11 protein-coding genes and 2 tRNA genes are annotated in these 17,772 nt (G+C 57.3%); 7 read left to right on the top strand and 6 right to left on the bottom strand.

What is annotated here, in order from left to right; translation table 11 throughout:
- Position 1: 1 nt before the first annotated feature.
- The gene (locus tag OZX71_RS00140; RefSeq protein WP_277160059.1) at positions 2 to 658 is read right to left on the bottom strand and encodes a DUF1643 domain-containing protein; all 657 of its coding nucleotides are present in this window, start codon (positions 656 to 658) and stop codon (positions 2 to 4) included.
- Positions 659 to 824: 166 nt separating this feature from the next.
- Between OZX71_RS00140 and OZX71_RS00135 the strand changes: the two genes are divergently transcribed.
- Both OZX71_RS00135 and OZX71_RS00130 read left to right on the top strand, forming a co-directional pair.
- Positions 825 to 1,895 (top strand): Fic family protein, encoded by a 1,071-nt coding sequence (locus OZX71_RS00135; RefSeq protein ID WP_277160058.1) that lies wholly within the window; start codon positions 825 to 827, stop codon positions 1,893 to 1,895.
- Between the two features lie 301 nt (positions 1,896 to 2,196).
- Positions 2,197 to 2,694: a DNA starvation/stationary phase protection protein gene (locus OZX71_RS00130; protein WP_277145957.1), complete on the top strand. Its 498-nt coding sequence runs from the start codon at positions 2,197 to 2,199 to the stop codon at positions 2,692 to 2,694.
- Between the two features lie 146 nt (positions 2,695 to 2,840).
- On the opposite strand, the gene OZX71_RS00125 is transcribed toward OZX71_RS00130, so the two are convergent.
- The 3 genes from OZX71_RS00125 to OZX71_RS00115 all read right to left on the bottom strand — a co-directional run bounded on the left by OZX71_RS00125 (position 2,841) and on the right by OZX71_RS00115 (position 5,236).
- The gene (locus tag OZX71_RS00125; RefSeq protein WP_277145958.1) at positions 2,841 to 3,668 is read right to left on the bottom strand and encodes an SDR family oxidoreductase; all 828 of its coding nucleotides are present in this window, start codon (positions 3,666 to 3,668) and stop codon (positions 2,841 to 2,843) included.
- A gap of 181 nt (positions 3,669 to 3,849) precedes the next feature.
- Positions 3,850 to 4,572 carry a DUF1206 domain-containing protein gene (locus tag OZX71_RS00120; protein WP_277160057.1) on the bottom strand — a complete coding sequence of 241 codons (723 nt, stop codon included), beginning with the start codon at positions 4,570 to 4,572 and terminating at the stop codon, positions 3,850 to 3,852.
- Between the two features lie 67 nt (positions 4,573 to 4,639).
- Positions 4,640 to 5,236, bottom strand: a complete 597-nt coding sequence (locus OZX71_RS00115; RefSeq protein WP_277145959.1) for a SprT-like domain-containing protein — start codon at positions 5,234 to 5,236, stop codon at positions 4,640 to 4,642.
- Between the two features lie 136 nt (positions 5,237 to 5,372).
- Here OZX71_RS00115 and OZX71_RS00110 point away from each other — a divergent pair.
- The 5 genes from OZX71_RS00110 (at position 5,373) to OZX71_RS00090 (ending at position 9,309) form a co-directional block, all read left to right on the top strand.
- Positions 5,373 to 5,446 (top strand) — tRNA-Ile (locus OZX71_RS00110).
- Positions 5,447 to 5,504: 58 nt separating this feature from the next.
- Positions 5,505 to 5,577 (top strand) — tRNA-Ala (locus OZX71_RS00105).
- Positions 5,578 to 5,836: 259 nt separating this feature from the next.
- The gene (locus OZX71_RS00100; protein WP_277145960.1) at positions 5,837 to 6,076 is read left to right on the top strand and encodes a ferrous iron transport protein A; all 240 of its coding nucleotides are present in this window, start codon (positions 5,837 to 5,839) and stop codon (positions 6,074 to 6,076) included.
- A 255-nt stretch (positions 6,077 to 6,331) separates the two neighbouring features.
- Positions 6,332 to 8,902 carry a ferrous iron transport protein B gene (gene feoB / locus OZX71_RS00095; RefSeq protein WP_348519525.1) on the top strand — a complete coding sequence of 857 codons (2,571 nt, stop codon included), beginning with the start codon at positions 6,332 to 6,334 and terminating at the stop codon, positions 8,900 to 8,902.
- Positions 8,899 to 9,309, top strand: a complete 411-nt coding sequence (locus OZX71_RS00090) for a hypothetical protein (protein ID WP_277160056.1) — start codon at positions 8,899 to 8,901, stop codon at positions 9,307 to 9,309. Before feoB ends, OZX71_RS00090 begins: the two co-directional genes overlap by 4 nt.
- Before the next feature lie 83 nt (positions 9,310 to 9,392).
- Here the strand turns inward: OZX71_RS00090 and OZX71_RS00085 are convergent, their stop codons facing one another.
- Both OZX71_RS00085 and OZX71_RS00080 read right to left on the bottom strand, forming a co-directional pair.
- A complete protein-coding gene (locus OZX71_RS00085) occupies positions 9,393 to 12,524 on the bottom strand; it encodes a CshA/CshB family fibrillar adhesin-related protein (RefSeq protein ID WP_277160055.1) in 3,132 nt (1,043 codons plus the stop codon).
- A 421-nt stretch (positions 12,525 to 12,945) separates the two neighbouring features.
- A complete protein-coding gene (locus OZX71_RS00080) occupies positions 12,946 to 17,517 on the bottom strand; it encodes a CshA/CshB family fibrillar adhesin-related protein (protein ID WP_277160054.1) in 4,572 nt (1,523 codons plus the stop codon).
- Positions 17,518 to 17,772 lie beyond the last annotated feature (255 nt).

The raw sequence follows: 17,772 nt of genomic DNA, 5'->3' as shown, positions 1-17,772 counted from the left end.
GTTAGTTATCATTATCCCATTCCACTAAATTATCTAATGAATTGATTACAGGATATCTCTCGGGATATCTGTTATGCATCCTCTGATATCCGAGTGGATGCATAGGGAAGTATGGGCTAGATTTTGTTCCTTTTCCACCTTTGCAAAGGCACCGTATCGCTTTCTTTTTCGCCTTCCATTCCTCAAAGTTCATAATTTCCTTAACTCTTCTTTTTATTTCTTCTTCCTCATCTTGAATTTTTTCTTTTCCATCCCTATATTTACTTAAATTGCCCCATCCCAAAACAATTGTCTTGACTTTAGCGTTACCAGCAAGTTCCTGCAACTTTTGATTATTTTCAGAACCTACAATCGTGGCAAATTTTTTATTATTCCGTTCATACTCTTTCCATAAATCATTCGGCCGAGTTGCTCGTAAAGCATACAGATTCATTACTATAATGCCATCACAATTCCATTGCCGAGCCAGCTTAACACAGCATTTTATAGTTGCATCATCTGTGCTCGCGGAAGCCGTGGACGGGTTCATAAGGATAAAGGCACAAATGTTATTACTAAAAGAAAAATCCTCTTCACCCCAATATCGCGTAAGCGAATACCGATATTTTGGAGGTATTGAATCATCGAATTCTGCAGTGCTGCAATATCTTTCCAACAAGATAGTTCTCCATTCTTCATCGAAATTCCGGAACCATGGACATCTCACTTTCAATTGTAGTTTTATCGCTCAGCTGCTTTCTACCTCATCCACCACTTTTCTGCATCAGTTTGATATAATATGATGCAGAAAAGTAATTAATGATGCAGAAAATGGTGCAGATAATATGCATACTTTTGACTATGAGCAGTCCGGGAGCAAGCTGCTGACGGCGCAAACCGTGAACTTGCTCAATGCAATTCACGAAGCTAAAGGACGTCAGAATACCCAGCTGCAAATCAGCCCGGACCTCGCCAAACCACTCGTCAATGTCGCCCGTATCCAAAGCACCGACGCATCGAACCGCATCGAAGGAATCTCAACCACCAACAAGCGTCTGGCCGGCATTGTCAGCGAAAAAGTAGCGCCTCGAAACCGCGATGAGGAAGAAATCGCCGGCTATCGCGATATGCTCAATACCATCCACGAAAACTATGCATATATCCCGCTGAAACCGAACGTTATCCTGCAACTGCACCGCGACCTCTTCCGGCATACACCACTTGTGTTCGCCGGCCACTGGAAAGACACCGACAATATGATTGTGGAATCCGATGGCAACGGACACGCAAGAGTGAGGTTCACGCCACCATCATCGCTTCAGACGCCTGATCTCATTGCAGCGGCTTGCGACGATTATTGCAAAGCAAGCGAATCCGGCAACGTTGATTCCTTATTGCTGACATGCATGTTCGTTTTCGATTTCACCTGCATCCACCCGTTCAATGACGGCAACGGCCGTATGAGCCGACTGCTGACACTGCTTCTGCTCTATCGTTCTGGTTACGAAATCGGAAAATATATCAGCATCGAACACCTCATTGAGCAAAGCCGCAACACCTATTACGAAGCGCTGGCGGCGAGCACCATCGGCTGGAACGAAAACACCAATGATTACACACCGTTCGTCAACTATCTGCTTGGCATCATCCTTACCGCTTATCGTCAGTTCGACAAACGTGCCGGAATCGTCAGCACTTCAGCTTCCCTGCGCCATCCAACGACCAAAAAACAACGCATCGCCGACGTTCTGGGTCAAAGCCTCACCCCTCTTTCCAAGGCCGATATTCAGCAAACGCTTCCTGACATCAGCACTTCGACCATCGAACGCACGCTGAAAACCCTGCTCGACGAAGGCCAAATCCAAAAACTCGGCGCAGGACGCACCACCAGATACGTGAGCCTGCATCTTCAATAAAAACGTCGGACTCAGCTCAATCGAAGATGCCGCGTAGACAACCAGAAAACGACATCCAAGCACTATCTGGCTAACACGATTCGCCCCTGCTCCTCGTAGACCCATGCCGCCTAAAAATCAAACGTTGCATGTAACGCAAATAGTGCCGATATACGACGATGAGACTTATCTCACACATAGCGCAAAAAGCCCGATATTTCAAGCCTTTTGGCGATATTGGGCTACTGATGAATTTCTGTGTCCAATATCATAAATGGCTAGAATGGAAACCAGCAATTGTCCCCAACGAAAGGAAACAATTATGGCAGATGAATTTTTGAGCCCTGGCATCGATCAGGCAGCATCCGACAAGGTCGTCTCGATCCTGCAGAACCGTTTGGCGCAGGAGGAAGAGGCCTCGCTGATCTTGAAGCACGCGCACTGGAACGTCGCGGGCCCGAGCTTCATCGGCGTGCACGAAATGATCGACCCCGAGGTTGACGCCGTGCGCAACATGGCCGACGAGACCGCGGAACGCATCGCCACCCTCGGCGGCAGCGCCGAAGGCACCCCGGAGTCCATCATCAGCAACCGCACCTGGAGCGAATTCAAGCTCATGGGCCGCCAGAACACCCAGGATTATCTGAAGGCGCTGGTCGACTACTACAGCGACTTCATTATCGCCGAGCGCAAGGCCTACGAGGAGCTCGATCCGATCGACGTCATCAGCTCCAACATCATGCAGGACCACGTGCAGGAACTCGAGCACTTCAACTGGTTCATGAACAGCCATCTGATCGAAGAGACCCCGCACGCCTGAGCTTTGGGGCTGTTCGGTTTCGTTCCGCGATGAGCGCATCACCGTATTCGCATGAAACCTGGCGAACTCCAATAACCAATAAGCGCGCCGTCATCCATTCCAATATGGGTGGCGGCGCACTTTTATGTCAACTATCAAATCTCGTTTCAGCTCTCGCGATAGACGCGTTGGGCGGAAGCCTGGGCGCGCGGGCGCACCACAATCGAATCGATATCCACGCTGTCGGGCAGGTCAAGTGCCCACTCGATGCACTCGGCGATGTCGTCGCCGGTCAGCGGACTCGGCACCCCAGCGTAGACCGCGTCGGCCTTGGCCTGGTCGCCGTGGAAGCGATTGAGCGAGAACTCCTCGGTCTCGACCATGCCGGGGGAGACGTCGATGACGCGCAGCGGCTGGCCGACCTGCTCGAAGCGCAACGTCTGAGCCAGCACGCGCTCGGCCGACTTCACGCCGCAATATCCGCCGCCGCCTTCGTAAGGCTCGATGCCTGCCGTCGAGGAAACGACGACGACCGTGCCGCCGCCCGGAGCCGCCTTGAGCGCCGGCAGCAGTTTCTGGGTGATACGCAGCGTGCCGAGCACATTGACGTCATACATTTTGCGCCAATCCTCGACGCTGCATTCCTCGATCGGATCCTGCCCGATGGCGCCGCCGGCACAGTTGACCAGCGCCTTCACCGGCCCGCCGCGCAAAATCCTCGTGACCGCGGCTTGCGTCGAGACTTCGTTGGTCACGTCACACACCACGTATTCGCAGGCGTCACCAAGCTGGTCGGAAAGCTCGATGAGCTTGTCACGCCTACGCGCGAGCGCCACAACCTTCCAACCGGCCGAAGCAAGTTGCAGCGCGGTCGCACGCCCGATGCCGCTGGATGCGCCCGTCACCACCGCCCGCTTTGACGTGACGGTGTTTCCAAGCCGAATCTCGGATTTTCCTTCGTTTTCCGCCGTATTGCCGGCCAACGTTCCCACCATTGAGAACCTCCTCGCTGCCCTTCCGAGCCGCCATATGCCATGCCGCCGCGTCGCCGAGGCGGCCATATTTCACTATCAACGCTACCGCAAAATACGTCGCTTGACCCTCAGCAAGGCCCATAAAAATGCACAAATATTAATCTAATAAAATGGCTCACGAACAAAATGAGACAAGCTGTATTCAGCTTGCATAATTGCGAACAAGACCTATCACATCTTGGTTAATCTTCCTTATCCGCTTGTCCGCCATCATTTCATCGATAGTCATCCATTTACAGTCTTTCGACCCCACAGTAAACGAGCCGGCACTCCATTGGGGAGGAATCTTGGCTACATCAGCGAGATAAATTGTATAATCGTAATACCTCATCTCACCATTATGTTCAGTGCTTGGCTTCCGATTAGAACCAGCGCCGACACGCTCTAACTTAAAACTATCTTCAGGAATCTCGAAATTATTCGACAAATAATCCGCAAGGGCCTTTTTATTCGCCTTGGCCTCATCTATTGTGCGATGATTCGGGAAGAACTCACAATCCCAATCTTGATCATGATAGACAAGATAACGATTCTTGAATGGGCCGCTGGCATCGCGAACAGCAATAATCGAACTGCGCTTCTCTGTTATATCCATTTTCTCGATTTCCTTATAAAGAACTTCTGCGTCAAAATGATCATTGCGATGAACTTTAAAAAGCTGTACAGCATTCCAGATTAAAAGTGCAACAGCAATTATCAAGAGCACATAACGCAGCCAAGGACTAGGTGCCTGCCACGCAGAGACAGCATAAAACACAGCAGCAATCAAATTAACGACATACGTGGTATATTTGCCGTTCCCGATTTCAGTCCCATGCTTGCGCAAAAGACTTTGCAACTGGTCCTTGTTGATTCGCAGCATCATAAAACAATGCTACACCCTTCATGCCTTCTCACTATCACACAACTTCATTCAACTACAAAATTTCTCGTCACCACACCATTTCGCGGTTCAGATCGCGCCGCAAAGCCCGCCAATTCGGCAGGTAGACATCCATCCGCCGCTGAAATTCGACACCGTGTCCGTTTGCCCACAGATGCGTCATTTCATGGACCAAAACGTACTCAAGAAAGCGCGGATCCATCAGCCCAAGCTGCAGATTGAGCCGAATCCGACCGGTCGCAGGGGTGCAGGATCCCCAGCGCGAAGTCATCAGCCGCAGGGTGATATGCGTCGGCTTGCGCCCGATCACCGGCTCCCAGCGCCGAAGCAGCACGGGCAATTGCGCGTCGATATTGGCTTTCGCCGCGCGCTTCCGCTCGTCCGTCCATTCAAAAGAGGGGGACACAGCTTTCTCGGCTATTGCTTTTCTTTGCCGTTCGATCCAGTCCCGGCGTTCCCGCACGAACGCCGCAATTTTCACGTCGCTCATTCTCGCCGGAGCGCTTACCTCGATCGTGCCGGCCGGCGGCTTGATCCGCAGATACATATTGCGCATGGTTTTGCGGGTCACGCTGACGTCCATGTCATCGACACGCAGCACGGTGCGCGAAACGGTTTTGGCTTTCTGGCGGCGTCGATAAGGCATACCCGCATTGTCTCGCGTGCGATTGACCGGAATCTTTATATCTTCAACAAATGTTCACGACACGCAACGCTGCCGGGTTGACTATCGGCACTCAGATGGTAAACTATCTCTTTGTACGTCTCAAGACGTGCTGATTGGGCCCGTAGCTCAGCTGGTTAGAGCGCATCCCTGATAAGGATGAGGTCGGAGGTTCAAGTCCTCCCGGGCCCACGCAAGATTCCTGCTTTTCAATCCAAACAAGATTAACAGTGAGAATCGTTGTGTTTCTGGGGCTATGGCGCAGCTGGTAGCGCATCTGCTTTGCAAGCAGAGGGTCGCCGGTTCGAACCCGGCTAGCTCCACTTCAGATTGATATAGCTAATAGTTTAAAAGGAAAATATTGGCTAATACGCTGAACCGTTATTCCCACTTTTTATTCTCAATTATTCCGTATTATGCCAAATCAAAGAGCATTTTGGAATAATATGGAATACTTCTACTGAATCTCATAACATAGCCGCTACTAATGATTTCTTAACTTTCTGTTCCTGATGTCAATAAATATTGAGATTTTCGCGAAAAACCTTTACTCGGCGCGGGTAATGAACTAAGGTCCAATGTATGGCTGAAACGTTGCGAACCTGCCCGCTCGGGGTTGAGGTGGAGATATGCAGGATGGATTTCGAGGCCCGCAGCCGCTTTAGGCTGGGCGAGCTCGGGTTCCGCTTGCACGAGCCGATTCGCGTGATCCAGAAGGCGATGTTCGGCGGTTGCGTGGTCGCGCACGGCGGCGAACGCATCGCGATCGACGGGGCCACCGCGCGTCATATTTTCGTGTCCCCTCGAACGCAACGTTTATAGTATTAAGTAGTAATTATCGGCGAAATTTGGCGGGCGAATATGGACAAGACGACTACGGCCACATCACCCGCGGAAAACCTTGGCAACGAAGCAATAGCACCCGGCAACGAATGCGACAGGCGCAATAGCCACAACGATATGAACAGTTTCGACAATACCGGGCAAATTAAAAAACACAATAGCCGCAACGAAGCAAACGCTTCCAGCAGCACCGTCAGAACCAACAATGCGAATAATCTCAGTGACACAAACCATTTGAACGACCCGGATCTGATGCCGGAACCGGCGGATTGCTGCGGTTCAGGTGGATCCGTCAGCGGGCCCGAAGGCGGGCATGGTGCCAACGACGTTGCGAGCAAAGGCGAGAATTACGCGGAACACGGCGGGCATGGTATCGATAGATTTACTGATGACGGCGGGCATGGCGGCCACGGCGGGCATCATCATCGGCGCGGGCTTGCGGTGTTGTTGCCGCAACGTCACGGCCACAGCCACAACCACAGCCACCAGCATCACGGCGACGGCACCGACGATATGGCCGGTATGAGCATGACGGGCATGCACGGCGGCACCGGCAAACCTGCACACGCCAACCCGCGCATCGTCTTCGTCGGCAACCCGAACGTCGGCAAATCAACGCTGTTCAACGCGGTACTCGGCGCCAGCGCGACGGTGATGAATGCGCCGGGAACCACGGTTTTGGTGGAATCCGGCAGCTTGGAACGCAGCGACGCCGCCACCGGCAAGCACGAGCGCTGGGACTTTATCGACACCCCGGGCACCACTTCGCTCGACGCCTACAGTCCCGACGAGCAGGTCGCGGGGGAGGCGGCGATGGGCCGTCGCAGCTATGCGAAGCCCGATGTCATCGTCTTTACGTTCAACGCGACCTCACCCTCAAAATCGTATTACCTTTTGAGTCAGCTGATGGATCTGGGATTCCCCATCATCATCGCCGTGACCATGCTCGACCTGGCGGAAAAGCAGGATTCACCAATCACCTTACAGCGGCTCAAGCGCACACTTGACGGCATCCCGATGGTCCGCGTCGACGGTCGCACGGGCGTTGGCAAGGCCGAATTATTAGACACCATATCGGCGACCTTGACCGAAATCAAAGCAGCAGCAGAGCAGAGGCATGCGGCAGAGAAACCAGACAATGCCATAAACGCCTCTCAGCCGGATGCTGAAACCGACGAAACCACACGACAAACCGCGACAAAAGCGGCCAAACAAACGGTAATCGAGGCTGCACATAAAGCTTCAGAAGTCGTAGAAGCCACACTTGCCAAAGCGGAAAATGCGACACCCTCTTTGGACGATGGCGGAGCAGATGTTTCCCGCGAGATTCACGTGCAGCTGACGCCGACGCCGATCACCAGCATCCCGGCGCCGCCTGCGAGCGCCACGCAGGAGGAAGTCTCACAGTGGGTGCGCGCGACTTCCGACGAACGCTTCGAGTGGATCGCGGCCAAGCTGCGGGAAATCAACAAAGACCTGCCACAGGGCGCGGCGGCCGCAGCGAACCGCGAGACACCATCCGACAAGCTTGACCGCGTGCTGCTGCACCCGGCCATCGGCATCGTCGTTTTCCTGGTGACCATGTTCCTCGTCTTCGAAGCGACCACCACGCTCGCCGGCCCGCTGCAGGACTGGTTCGACGTCACCCTGCGCGGCTGGTGCACCGACGGCATCGCCTGGATCTTCACGGCCATCGCCGGCAAAGGAGCGCTCGACGGCTGGCTCTATTCGCTGGTGGTCGACGGGTTCCTGAACGGCGCGATCACAGTGTGCACGTTCATCCCGCCGATGGGCATCATGTTCATCATCCTCTCGCTGCTCGAGGATTCGGGCTATCTGGCGCGCGCGGCGTTCGTGATGGACCGTGCGATGCGCATGGTCGGCCTCGACGGCCGCGCCTTTCTGCCGTTGGTGGTCGGATTCGGCTGCAACCTGCCCGCGCTGGCCTCCACGCGCACGCTGCCGGATTCACGACAACGTCTCCTAACCGGCCTGCTGATTCCCTTCACGTCCTGTTCCGCGCGACTGAGCGTCTACGTCGTGCTCGCCTACGCATTTTTCGGCAAGTTTGCGGGGCTGGCCATTTTCCTGATGTACGTCAGCTCCATCGCCATCATCCTCGCGGTCGGCTTTGCGTTGCGCAAGACGCAGTTCAGGGACCTCAAAACTCAGCCGTTCGCCATGGAACTGCCGCCCTACCAGATGCCGCGCCTGCTGCAACTGCTGAAGTCCGTGCTGCAGCGCCTTTGGTCGTTCATCACCGGCGCGAGCTCCGTCATAGTCTCCATGCTCATCGTCGTGTGGGTGCTTTCCGCCATCCCGATTTCCGCTGGCGCTGCGGGCGCGGCCAACCCCAACACCTTCGGCCACGTCGACAGGGTGGAGAATTCCGTATTCGGCGCGGCTTCATCGGCCATCGCGCCTATCTTCAAGCCGGCCGGTTTCGACGATTGGCATGCGGCCTCGGCGCTGGTCACCGGCTTCGTGGCCAAGGAGGTCGTGGTCGGTTCCCTTTCGCAGAGCTACGCCATCAACGATTCCGGCGATCAATCCGAGCAGGCACAGGGCCAGGGGAGTCTCGGCCAGGCCGTGCACGAGAGCTTTGAGAAGTCCAGCGACGGGCACCCCAACGCTGCGGCCGCAGCCTTCATGATCTTCATCCTCGCTTATACCCCTTGCTTGGCGACAGTGGCCGAAATGAAACGGCAATATGGAATGAAAACCGCGCTGCAATCGGTGGCGACAGGCCTGATAGTGGCCTATATTCTTGCCATTATCGTCTTCCAAGTCGGACGATTATTATGAGCGCGACGCCGTCGGGGTTCCGCAAGACCGCAAAACCCACGAATTCATTCAATGCGGAGCCTCGTGACGCAAAAACAGCAAACGCGAAAAGCATCTCCACCAGCCGACCAGCCTGTTCGACTCCGGTCACGCAGCAAATCATCGACGAACTCACTCACGGCCGCACACCGCGTATGGTGGCGGACAAGCTGGGCCTGCCGCTTGACTTCGTGAACCTGGCGATCGAGCGCGAGCGCCGTGCCGGCCGCCTCGACATCTACGACCTGCGTTCCTGCAACTCCACAACGGGCGACGGCTGTAACCCCGACCCGAAATCACTGGTCTGCGCCGGCTGTCCGATTCTCCCTGCCGCCATCCGCCGTCGCCAATCCCTCTTCGGCCGGCTCAAAGCAAAGCTGCACAGATAAAAGCGGGATAGTAAGAACACTTGAATTCCTACCATCCCGATTTCGTGTTCAGCGCGTCCTGCCGTTACCAGCATGACACCCCGTTACCGACGGCCATACCGTTTGATTGCAGCGGACAACGCGAAGCCGGCAAACAGCGTGACGATGGCGAGTGCAGCGATAGCGGCGACGTCGGAACCCGTCGCGGGTATGGCACGCTTGGGTTGCGGATTCGCGTTCGGTTCTGCAGGCTGCGAAGGCTGCGCAGGTCCGCTTGGTCCGGTCGGCCCGGTCGGCCCGGTCGGCTGAACCGGCTTGGGACGCGGGGCCACGGTCTGCTCGCAGACCACGCTTTGGTCGTTGGGAAGATCGAGCTTGCCCGTGTCGAGCGAAACATCCTCAGAGTCGTTGATGATGCAGCTCATGGCTTTCGTCACTTGATAATCCGGCTCGCGCGACATGTCGGTAACGATGGTATAGCTACCGGCTTTCACACTGCGATCGACGTTGTCGGGCAGAGCGATGTCCGAACCGCCATCAGCGGACGACGGAACCAGCCTCACCGGGAAATCGGCAGGGGTTACGCTACTGTTGCCAGATCCGTTGCTGGACCCATTGCCGTTCCCGGAACCATTACCATTCCCGTCGACATGCGTGATCACCTTGATGGTTGCGGGCTTGGAACGCACGGTACGCACGCCGACGACCGCATGTCCGTTGGCAATGGCGATTTGCGCGTTGGCGGCGGAAATCGGCCTGTTTGCAGTGATGTCGGTATAGACGATATCGCCGACCTGCTCATAAGCGACCGGCAGATCAGACCCCTCAACCGTGTATTTGCCGGCGTTGACGCTGCGACTCTCACCCTGCGCAAACGGCGTGGTATCGCTGCGATCCCCGCCGTCCGCGGTCACCGAGAAGTTGAAATCGCCGGGTTTGGCGCTGCCGCCGTTGCTGTTGTCAACCACGGTCTTGAGCGTCAGGTTGCCCGGCAGATCCTCCACCACACGCGTGCCGATGATATGCTCACGGACCGTGAATTGCGGCCTGCCATCGACCATCGGCACGGTGGCCCCGGTGTCGTCGTTGACGTAGGTAATCGGTCCGTCCTGCTTATACCCGTCGGGAATGGCCGATCCGGTGACGTTGTAATCGCCGTCAAGTACGACATGTGAATCTCCGCCTGCCGTGTTCCGGAAATGATAGACGTGCGCCGGATCGCCGTCGCTGTCGGCAGCGGTGAAGGTGAAGTCACCCGGCGTCTTGGTGCCGCCATGCCGGTTATGGACCACGGTGACCAGCGTCAGCGTCGGGTTGGGGAACGCCTTCTCACGGTAGGTGCACTGCACGTTGGCATCGTAATTGTCGGGTATCGCCAGCTTGCCGTTGCCGTCCAAAGCCACGGGAGCATTGCCATTATTGGCATCGACGCACTTGACGGTCTGGGCATAGTCACCGGAAGGCGTAGGCGAACCGGAAGCGAGCGCCGACGATATCCGGTATTCGCTGCGCGGTGCGACGCTTCGTGGACCGATCTGCGCGGCCTGAATACCGTTTTCGGATCCACTGGTGGTCACGCTCAGATCCTGCGTGCTGGGCGATACGGCTTGGGCGTTCATCGTGAACTGGTCGGCAGGATTCTTGCGCCCGCCGACGATGTTGGTCAGCACGCTCAAGGTGGGCACGTGCACATCTGCCCGGTAATCCTCGACTTCTCCGGAACCGCTCGCCAATCCGGTCGGAGACATGGCCGAACCCGTACTGCTGGTGATGCGAAGACGCAGATACGAGGGATTGCCGCTGGCCGAAATCTGATTCTGGGCATCGTCGGGAACCTGCCAGTGAAGGGTCGCGCCACCGGCGGCGCAGGCCACCTGATCGCTCGCCTCGGCATTCCTGTCCGTGCCGGCGCTGGCCTGAGCCTCGTCGAACTTGCCGTTGTGGTTCCAGTCGATCCACCCGCGTACGTCCCCCGTTCCGCTGCAGCGAACGGCCAGCGAATACCGGCCGGACGAATCGGGGGTCACATTGATGGCCTTGGTATCGGCGGGAATATCCACGCCGTCCTCGTCGTTGATGACCTTGCCATCAGCGCCGACATCGCCATGTGCATCATCCCAATTGGCTCCCGAGCTGAAGTGCGGTTCGGCTTCGGAATCCTCGCGGCTGCCCAGTCGCGGCTGAGGCTGGGCGAAATTCGCAACGGTATTCGAGTCGGCAGATGCCGTGGCGGCATCGCGAGCCTGAGAGAGGTTGAAGGACTGGGCACCGACCATAGAGGAATCGGGATCGATGGGGTCCTTTTCGCTATACGTGGTACCGGCGATATCGGAGCCCAACGCGCCGCCATGCCATTGCGGCTGGAAGAGCGAGCCTGCGGCCCCGTAGCTTTGCGGCGCATCCCCGAAATCGGAGGCGACGATGGTGCCCAGCGCGACGGCCGTCTCGCCGCCGCCTCTGAACGTCACCCGAGCGCCGGTGGAACCTTGCAGGAACATAGCCGACGAAGGCCCGGTACCACCGTGATTAGAACATTGCGGGCCGTCGGAGCGGAAGCGCAGCGTGCGATCCTTGAGCTCGGCGATGGAGTTCGTGCGGCATCCAGGCGTGCGGTAGCTGTCAAGTAGACGCCAGGTCGGATTGCCTTCTATCGGCGTGGCCTTGATGTATTCCTGCTGATGGCGCGTCCAGTTGTTGGATTCCGCGTCGGCGAACACCAGACCTTGCAACGGAACGGAGCCGAAGCCGCTCGTATCGGTGCCGTCGTTGAGCGTGGCCGACGGGTTGCCGGACGAAGGAATCAGATAGGCGGCACAACCGAAATCGAAGGTCACCGTCTCGCGGTTGTTGACGTTGGCGAGCCCAGCCGTCAGTTTGTTTTCGTTTCCGGAACCACCTTTGTAGTACATTTGCGCCAGAGCGTCGCCGCTATACACGCCCGTCCTATAGGCCTGAATCGGCAATTTGTCCGAAAGCGCGGTGTCGACGCCGTTTGACGGTTCCAGCGAGCAACGCGTCGAAAGCCAGTGGCCGCTCCCTATCTCGATCGGCGTGGTCCACGTGACCTTCTTGCCGGTAATCCTTTCACCGGCGCTGCCCCACTCGACCCAATTGATGTTGGAGAGCATGCGTCCGTTGCCGCCGGTCGCCGAAACCGCGTTTGCGGGCTGGGCTGCCACCACCAGTCCCGTCAGTGCCATGGCGGCCGTAGCGGCAATCGCCGCGATCTTACGCAATGGACTATGCTCCCGCCTTGCTTTCCCGCTTGCCGTACCACGCTTTTGTTGACATTCCGACACTTCTTCGTCCCCCGTCTCAGATGTGCATGAAAAAGAAATGCTATCTGATGATAATTTTCCTCATTCTTAACTACCTTCTCACAAGAAATACAGTAATTTGTCATTTACGCGAGGGGAGAAGCCATACGGTTATCTTTTGTATAGAAAATACGTTTATTCATAAATATTGCATAATAATGGCGATAAAACGTCGTCATTGTCGCAATATCATTCACGCCGTTGTAAATATACATATCCTATGCAAGCAACCAAAAAGACGGTGGGTAGCAAGAGACTGAATCCCTTGCTACCCACCGTCATGTCACCCCAATGAGCCAACAACTGCTGGCTCATCAGATTGCCTGTGCGTTCACCTCATTCACTCGTGGCGACGCAGCATCCTGCGCGTCCCGGCTGCGAGCGCCATGCCGAGCATCAGCGTGACGAGCGCAACCGCCACCACACCGGTGACCTCGGCGCCCGTGGCCGAAAGCTTTGCGGCCTCCGCGGTCTTGCCGTTCTTGAACGAAGCGGCCTGCAACAGACCAGTGCCGTCACCGTTGTTAGCGGACGGGTCGAGCGTCAGCGTCACCGGCTTGGTGAGTTCATGGCCGGCCGGGGCCTTGGTCTCGGCGACCGTCCACTTGCCCCACTTGAGGCCCGTGACCTTGAACTTGCCAGGCGTCGGATCCTTGTCGGCGCCGGTGCACTCAAGCGCCGTGCAGTCCTTCACGTCAATCTTCTCGCCGTTCGGGCCGGTCAGCTGCCATTCGGAACCGTTGAGCAAGGTCTTGCCGTCCCTGTCGTAGCGCGACCAGGTCAGCGTGCCGGGAACGTCGACGTTCTTCAGATCGACGAGGACGTGGGAGCCCGGGGCCACCTCGAAGGTGCCGTCCGCGTTCAGCTTGACCGGCTTGCGGTTGTTGCCGTCGGCATCGGTGGTGTAGACCTTGATGCTTTCGAGCTTGTAGCCCGCGTTGAGCGCCTCTTCGACGGAGTACTTGCCGGACGCGACCTGCTTGCTCTGATCGAGCGTCACATCCTGAGACGAGCCGCCGACCGGCTTGATAGTGATCTTCGAGCCGGAGCCCGCAGCCGTGCCGCCGTACTTGTAGTCGGTGTCGAGATGGACCGTGAGCGTCGGCTTCTGGGCGATGGTGCGCACACCGGTGACATGCTGACCGGCGTCGAGCGCGATCTGCGCCTGTTCCGGGGTCAGCACCTTGCCGGTGGCGTCGTCGGTATAGACGATTTCGCCGACATCCTCATAGCCGTCCGGAAGCGCCGCGCCGGTAACCGTGTACTTGGTGCCGCCGGGGATATTACCGGTGTTGCCACCGTTGGTAACGGGAATATCAGCGCCGCCATCCCCTGGCTTGACCGTGAAGTCCATACCATTCGGAACGGTGCCATCGCCTTGCATCTCCGTCTTGAGCGTCAACTTGGCCGGCGCACCTTGCATGGTGCGCACGCCGGTCACGTTGTGGCCATTGGCGAGAGCCGTCTTGGCCTCAGTCAAAGTCATTGGAGTTCCGGTGTGGCCGGGATCGGTGTCATCGTTGTAGTAGGCGATGTCGCCAACCTGCTCGTAGTTGTCCTTGTCGGAACCGGTCACCGAAGCGATGTCGTTGTTGGCGATATCATCCACAGTCTTGCCTTCGGAGACGGTCTCATTAGAGCCGGTCGTCGGAGCCACGGTGAACTTGAAGTCTTCCGGCTTCGCGTTGCCGCCCTCAACCTTGGTCGTCAGCTTGAGCTTCGCGGCCTTAGGGGCCACGGTCTGCTCGCAGGCGACGAACGCGCCGTTCTTCAGCGCCAACGTGGCGTCATCGCTGGAAATCGGCACGATGTTGAGGCCCGGATTGCTCTTGTTGGCTGGCCAACCGGCGATATCAGCTTGGGCACCGGTTACGCAGCTCAGGTCCTTGGTCACCTCGTAACCGGACTGGCCGGACATATCGGTACCAATCTTGTAATCGGCGGCCTTGAGATCCTTGGCGGTGTTGTCCGCCAGGCTGACCGCGTCACCACCGCCGTTGGGCGTCGCGGTAACCGGGAAATCACTCGGCTGCGCGTCGCCGCCATCGACGTGAGTGACGACCTTGAGGCTGCCGGGCTGGGCGCGTACCTTGCGTACACCGGTGACGCTCTGGCCGTTGGCGAGCGCGATCTGCGCCTGTGCGGCGGTCAGCGGAGCGCCCGTGGCGTCATCCGTATAGGCAATCTCGCCCTGCTGCTCCCAACCGAGCATGTGGGCATCGTCATCCTTCAGAATGCCCTTGACCGTATATTTGCCGGCCGCCATCTCATGGGCGCCGCTGTCACTGTCGTACTTCGTGGCCTGCGATGAGCTCTTGCCGTCGGGCGTCACACGGAAAGCGAAGTCGTCAGATGACTTGTCTTTGCCATCGGGGCTGTAGGTGTTGTCGACCACGGTCTTCAACGTCAGCTTGGCTGGCTGATCTTCGACGACTCGCGTGCCGGTGACATGCTGGCCTTGCTGTACGTCGAGCTTGCCGTCCGCGGTAAACGAAGGCTTGCAAACGGTGCCGTCATCTTTCACACAGGTGTAGGTGATATTGCCTTGAACCACTGTATTGGGATCAGTGGGAGTGGAAGGAACAACCTCATGATATCCGGCAGGCACATCGGATGAGGTGATCGCATAGTCGTAATCAGGGTCGAGCGTATGGGAGTCACTTGCGGTGGCGCCATCCTCGCCTTCGGCATTGGGATCGACCGCATAGTGCTTGGCTGCCGCATTAGGATCGGTCGGCGTCGTGCCCTCGTGAGGCGTCGGCGTCGCGTCGAAGGTGAAATCGCTGCCCTTGGCGGAGCCTCCATGGTTGTTGTTCACTTGCGTGACCAACGTCAGCTGGCCGTCGCCGATTGCTGTCTTCTTGTAGGTGCACTGCACGTTGGCGTCATAGTCATCGGCCGGCATCTGCATATGGCCGTCCGTGCCAATGGTGACGGGCGCGTTGGGATCCTTGCTCAGATCCACGCACTCCACCGAGGACTGGTAGTCATTGGGATCGCCGCTGACCAGATCGTCCTTGATGGTGTACTTGAAACCGGGGCCGACGCTCTTCTGAGCGATTTGCTTGCCCTGGATGCCGCCGCTCGAGCCTTCTGTGATTGCCTCGGAAGAATCGCCGACACCGCCAGGATTGCTGGCGTCGCCGTCCACGGTCATCTTGAACTGATCGGTGGGGTTCTTGCGGTCGCCGACGATGTCGGTGCGCACGTTCAGCGTAGGCACATGAATATCGGCGCGATAGTCCTCGACCTCGCCGGCATCAGTGGTCAGTCCGCTGGCCTTGAGGTCGCCGGCGCTGGGGGCCGCGATACGCAGACGCATATATGAGGAACCAGTGCCCTCGGAGAGGACACGGCGCTTCGCGTCACGAGTCACATGCCAGGTCAGCGTGGCCGTGCCATCGGCGTTGCAGGCCACCTGGTCGCTGGCCTCATTGGCGCCGGCGGCAGTGCTCTCGTCGAACGTGCCGTTGTTGTTCCAGTCAATCCAGCCCTTGACATTGCCCGTACCGGCGCAGCTGACCTTCAGCTGGAACGTGCCCTTGTTGGTGCCCTGTCCGGAAGGCAGCACCTTGACGGCACCATCCTTGCTGAAGTTGGCGGCCGGAATGCTGTCCTCGTCGCTCTGTACATCGCCACTCGCGTCGTTGAGCTTCGAGCTGTCGCCGTGTTCGTCATCCCAGTTGGCGCCGGTCTTGTAGTAATCGGAATCGTCGGCAGTGGGGTGGGCGACGGTCTCGGAATCCTCATGCGCGCCCAGGCGCGGTTCCGGATCCTTGAAATTGGCCACATACAGCGGCTGGTCGTTGGACGCGTCCTTGGCCGCGGAAAGATTATAAAGTTGCGCACCCTTGGCGTTGGCGTTGTCGGGATCGGTATCATCACCAGGGTAGGGCTTGCCCGGCATACCTTCGCCACCGAGCTTGCCGCCGGTCCATTCGGGCTGGAAGAGCGAGCTTGCGGTGCCATAAGTTGTCGGCGCATCGCCGAAGTCCATCGCCGTGATACTGCCCAGCGCAACGGCCGTCACGCCACCGCCCTTGAGCTCGACGTGGGCCTTGTGTGAGTTCTGCAGGAACATCACCGAGGACGGGCCTGTGCCGCCTTCGTTAGCGCACTGACCACCGTCGGAGCGGAAACGCATCGTGGTGCCGTCGCTGGCGAGCTCGGCCACGGAGTTGGTGGTGCAGCCTGCGGTGCGGTAGCTGTCGAGCAAGCGCCAGGTCGGGGCGTTGGCGCCCGTTGCGCTCTCGGTCGGCTGGGCCTTGATGTATTCCTTCTGGCCGTAGTCGCTGTTGGCGGTCCAGTTGTTGGATTCGGAGTCCGCGAACACCAGACCCTGCAGGCCGACATCGCGGTAACCCGAGGTATCGGTATCCGCGGTAAGCGTAGGAGTCGAAGGGGAATCAATGAGATAGGCGTGGCAGGAGAAGTCGAAATCGACAGTGTCGCCGTCGTTCTCGTTGGCCAGGCCGATCTTCATGGTGTTGTCACCACCGGCGCCGCCTTGGTAATACATTTGCGCGAGTCCGTCGCCATAGTAGTCGCCGGGCTGATAGACCTTCATTCTGTTAGACGGGGAAAGCGGATTCTTCGTGCCGAAATCATTCGACGGCTCAATGTCGCATCTGGTGGCAATCCAATCGTTCGTGCCTGCCTGAACCGGAGCGGTCCACGCCACGCGCGAGCCGTCGATGGCCTCGCCGTCGGTGTCGCCCCACTCGATCCAGTTGATGCTGTCCTTCAAACGTCCGGTGCCATCGGCGGCAGCGGAACGTTCAAGTCCGTCCTGCGCACCAACCTGCGAAGGTGCCGCATCGGCAGCAGTGGCAAAGCCGATCGCCCCGGTGAGGCTCATCGCAACGGCACCTGCGGTGGCTGCCAGTCGCTTCAATCTTCCTGGTCTAAACATTCAATTCTCTCCTCTCATTGAGAGTTCGCGTGGGGAGCTTTTATCCGAGAAAATCAACAAAAACAGACGCTCAACCCACATCTATAACAGTTTCTAGTATTGCAGGATTGAAATGCAAACGTCAGATTATGCGCTGAATGAAACAAATCATGCGTAATACGAACAAAATATATAATCTGCTCAATTATCTTTATTTTAAAACGCTATGTCATTGGACAGCATGATTTCACATGTCTATTTACATCGATGCAAATA

Origin of the sequence: Bifidobacterium sp. ESL0764 (assembly GCF_029395515.1) — a bacterium.
Lineage (GTDB): Bacteria > Actinomycetota > Actinomycetes > Actinomycetales > Bifidobacteriaceae > Bifidobacterium.
The sequence above is the reverse complement of the archived record's forward strand: the minus strand, read 5'-3'. Positions and strand labels throughout refer to the sequence as shown.

What these genes read in the sequence shown, in the direction of transcription:
- OZX71_RS00135 (WP_277160058.1), top strand. Translation starts at nt 825, where the DNA reads ATGCATACTTTTGACTATGAGCAGTCCGGGAGCAAGCTGCTGACGGCG.
- OZX71_RS00130 (WP_277145957.1), top strand. Translation starts at nt 2,197, where the DNA reads ATGGCAGATGAATTTTTGAGCCCTGGCATCGATCAGGCAGCATCCGAC.
- OZX71_RS00125 (WP_277145958.1), bottom strand. Translation starts at nt 3,668, where the DNA reads ATGGTGGGAACGTTGGCCGGCAATACGGCGGAAAACGAAGGAAAATCC.
- OZX71_RS00120 (WP_277160057.1), bottom strand. Translation starts at nt 4,572, where the DNA reads ATGATGCTGCGAATCAACAAGGACCAGTTGCAAAGTCTTTTGCGCAAG.
- OZX71_RS00115 (WP_277145959.1), bottom strand. Translation starts at nt 5,236, where the DNA reads ATGCCTTATCGACGCCGCCAGAAAGCCAAAACCGTTTCGCGCACCGTG.
- OZX71_RS00100 (WP_277145960.1), top strand. Translation starts at nt 5,837, where the DNA reads ATGGCTGAAACGTTGCGAACCTGCCCGCTCGGGGTTGAGGTGGAGATA.
- OZX71_RS00090 (WP_277160056.1), top strand. Translation starts at nt 8,899, where the DNA reads ATGAGCGCGACGCCGTCGGGGTTCCGCAAGACCGCAAAACCCACGAAT.
- OZX71_RS00080 (WP_277160054.1), bottom strand. Translation starts at nt 17,517, where the DNA reads ATGTTTAGACCAGGAAGATTGAAGCGACTGGCAGCCACCGCAGGTGCC.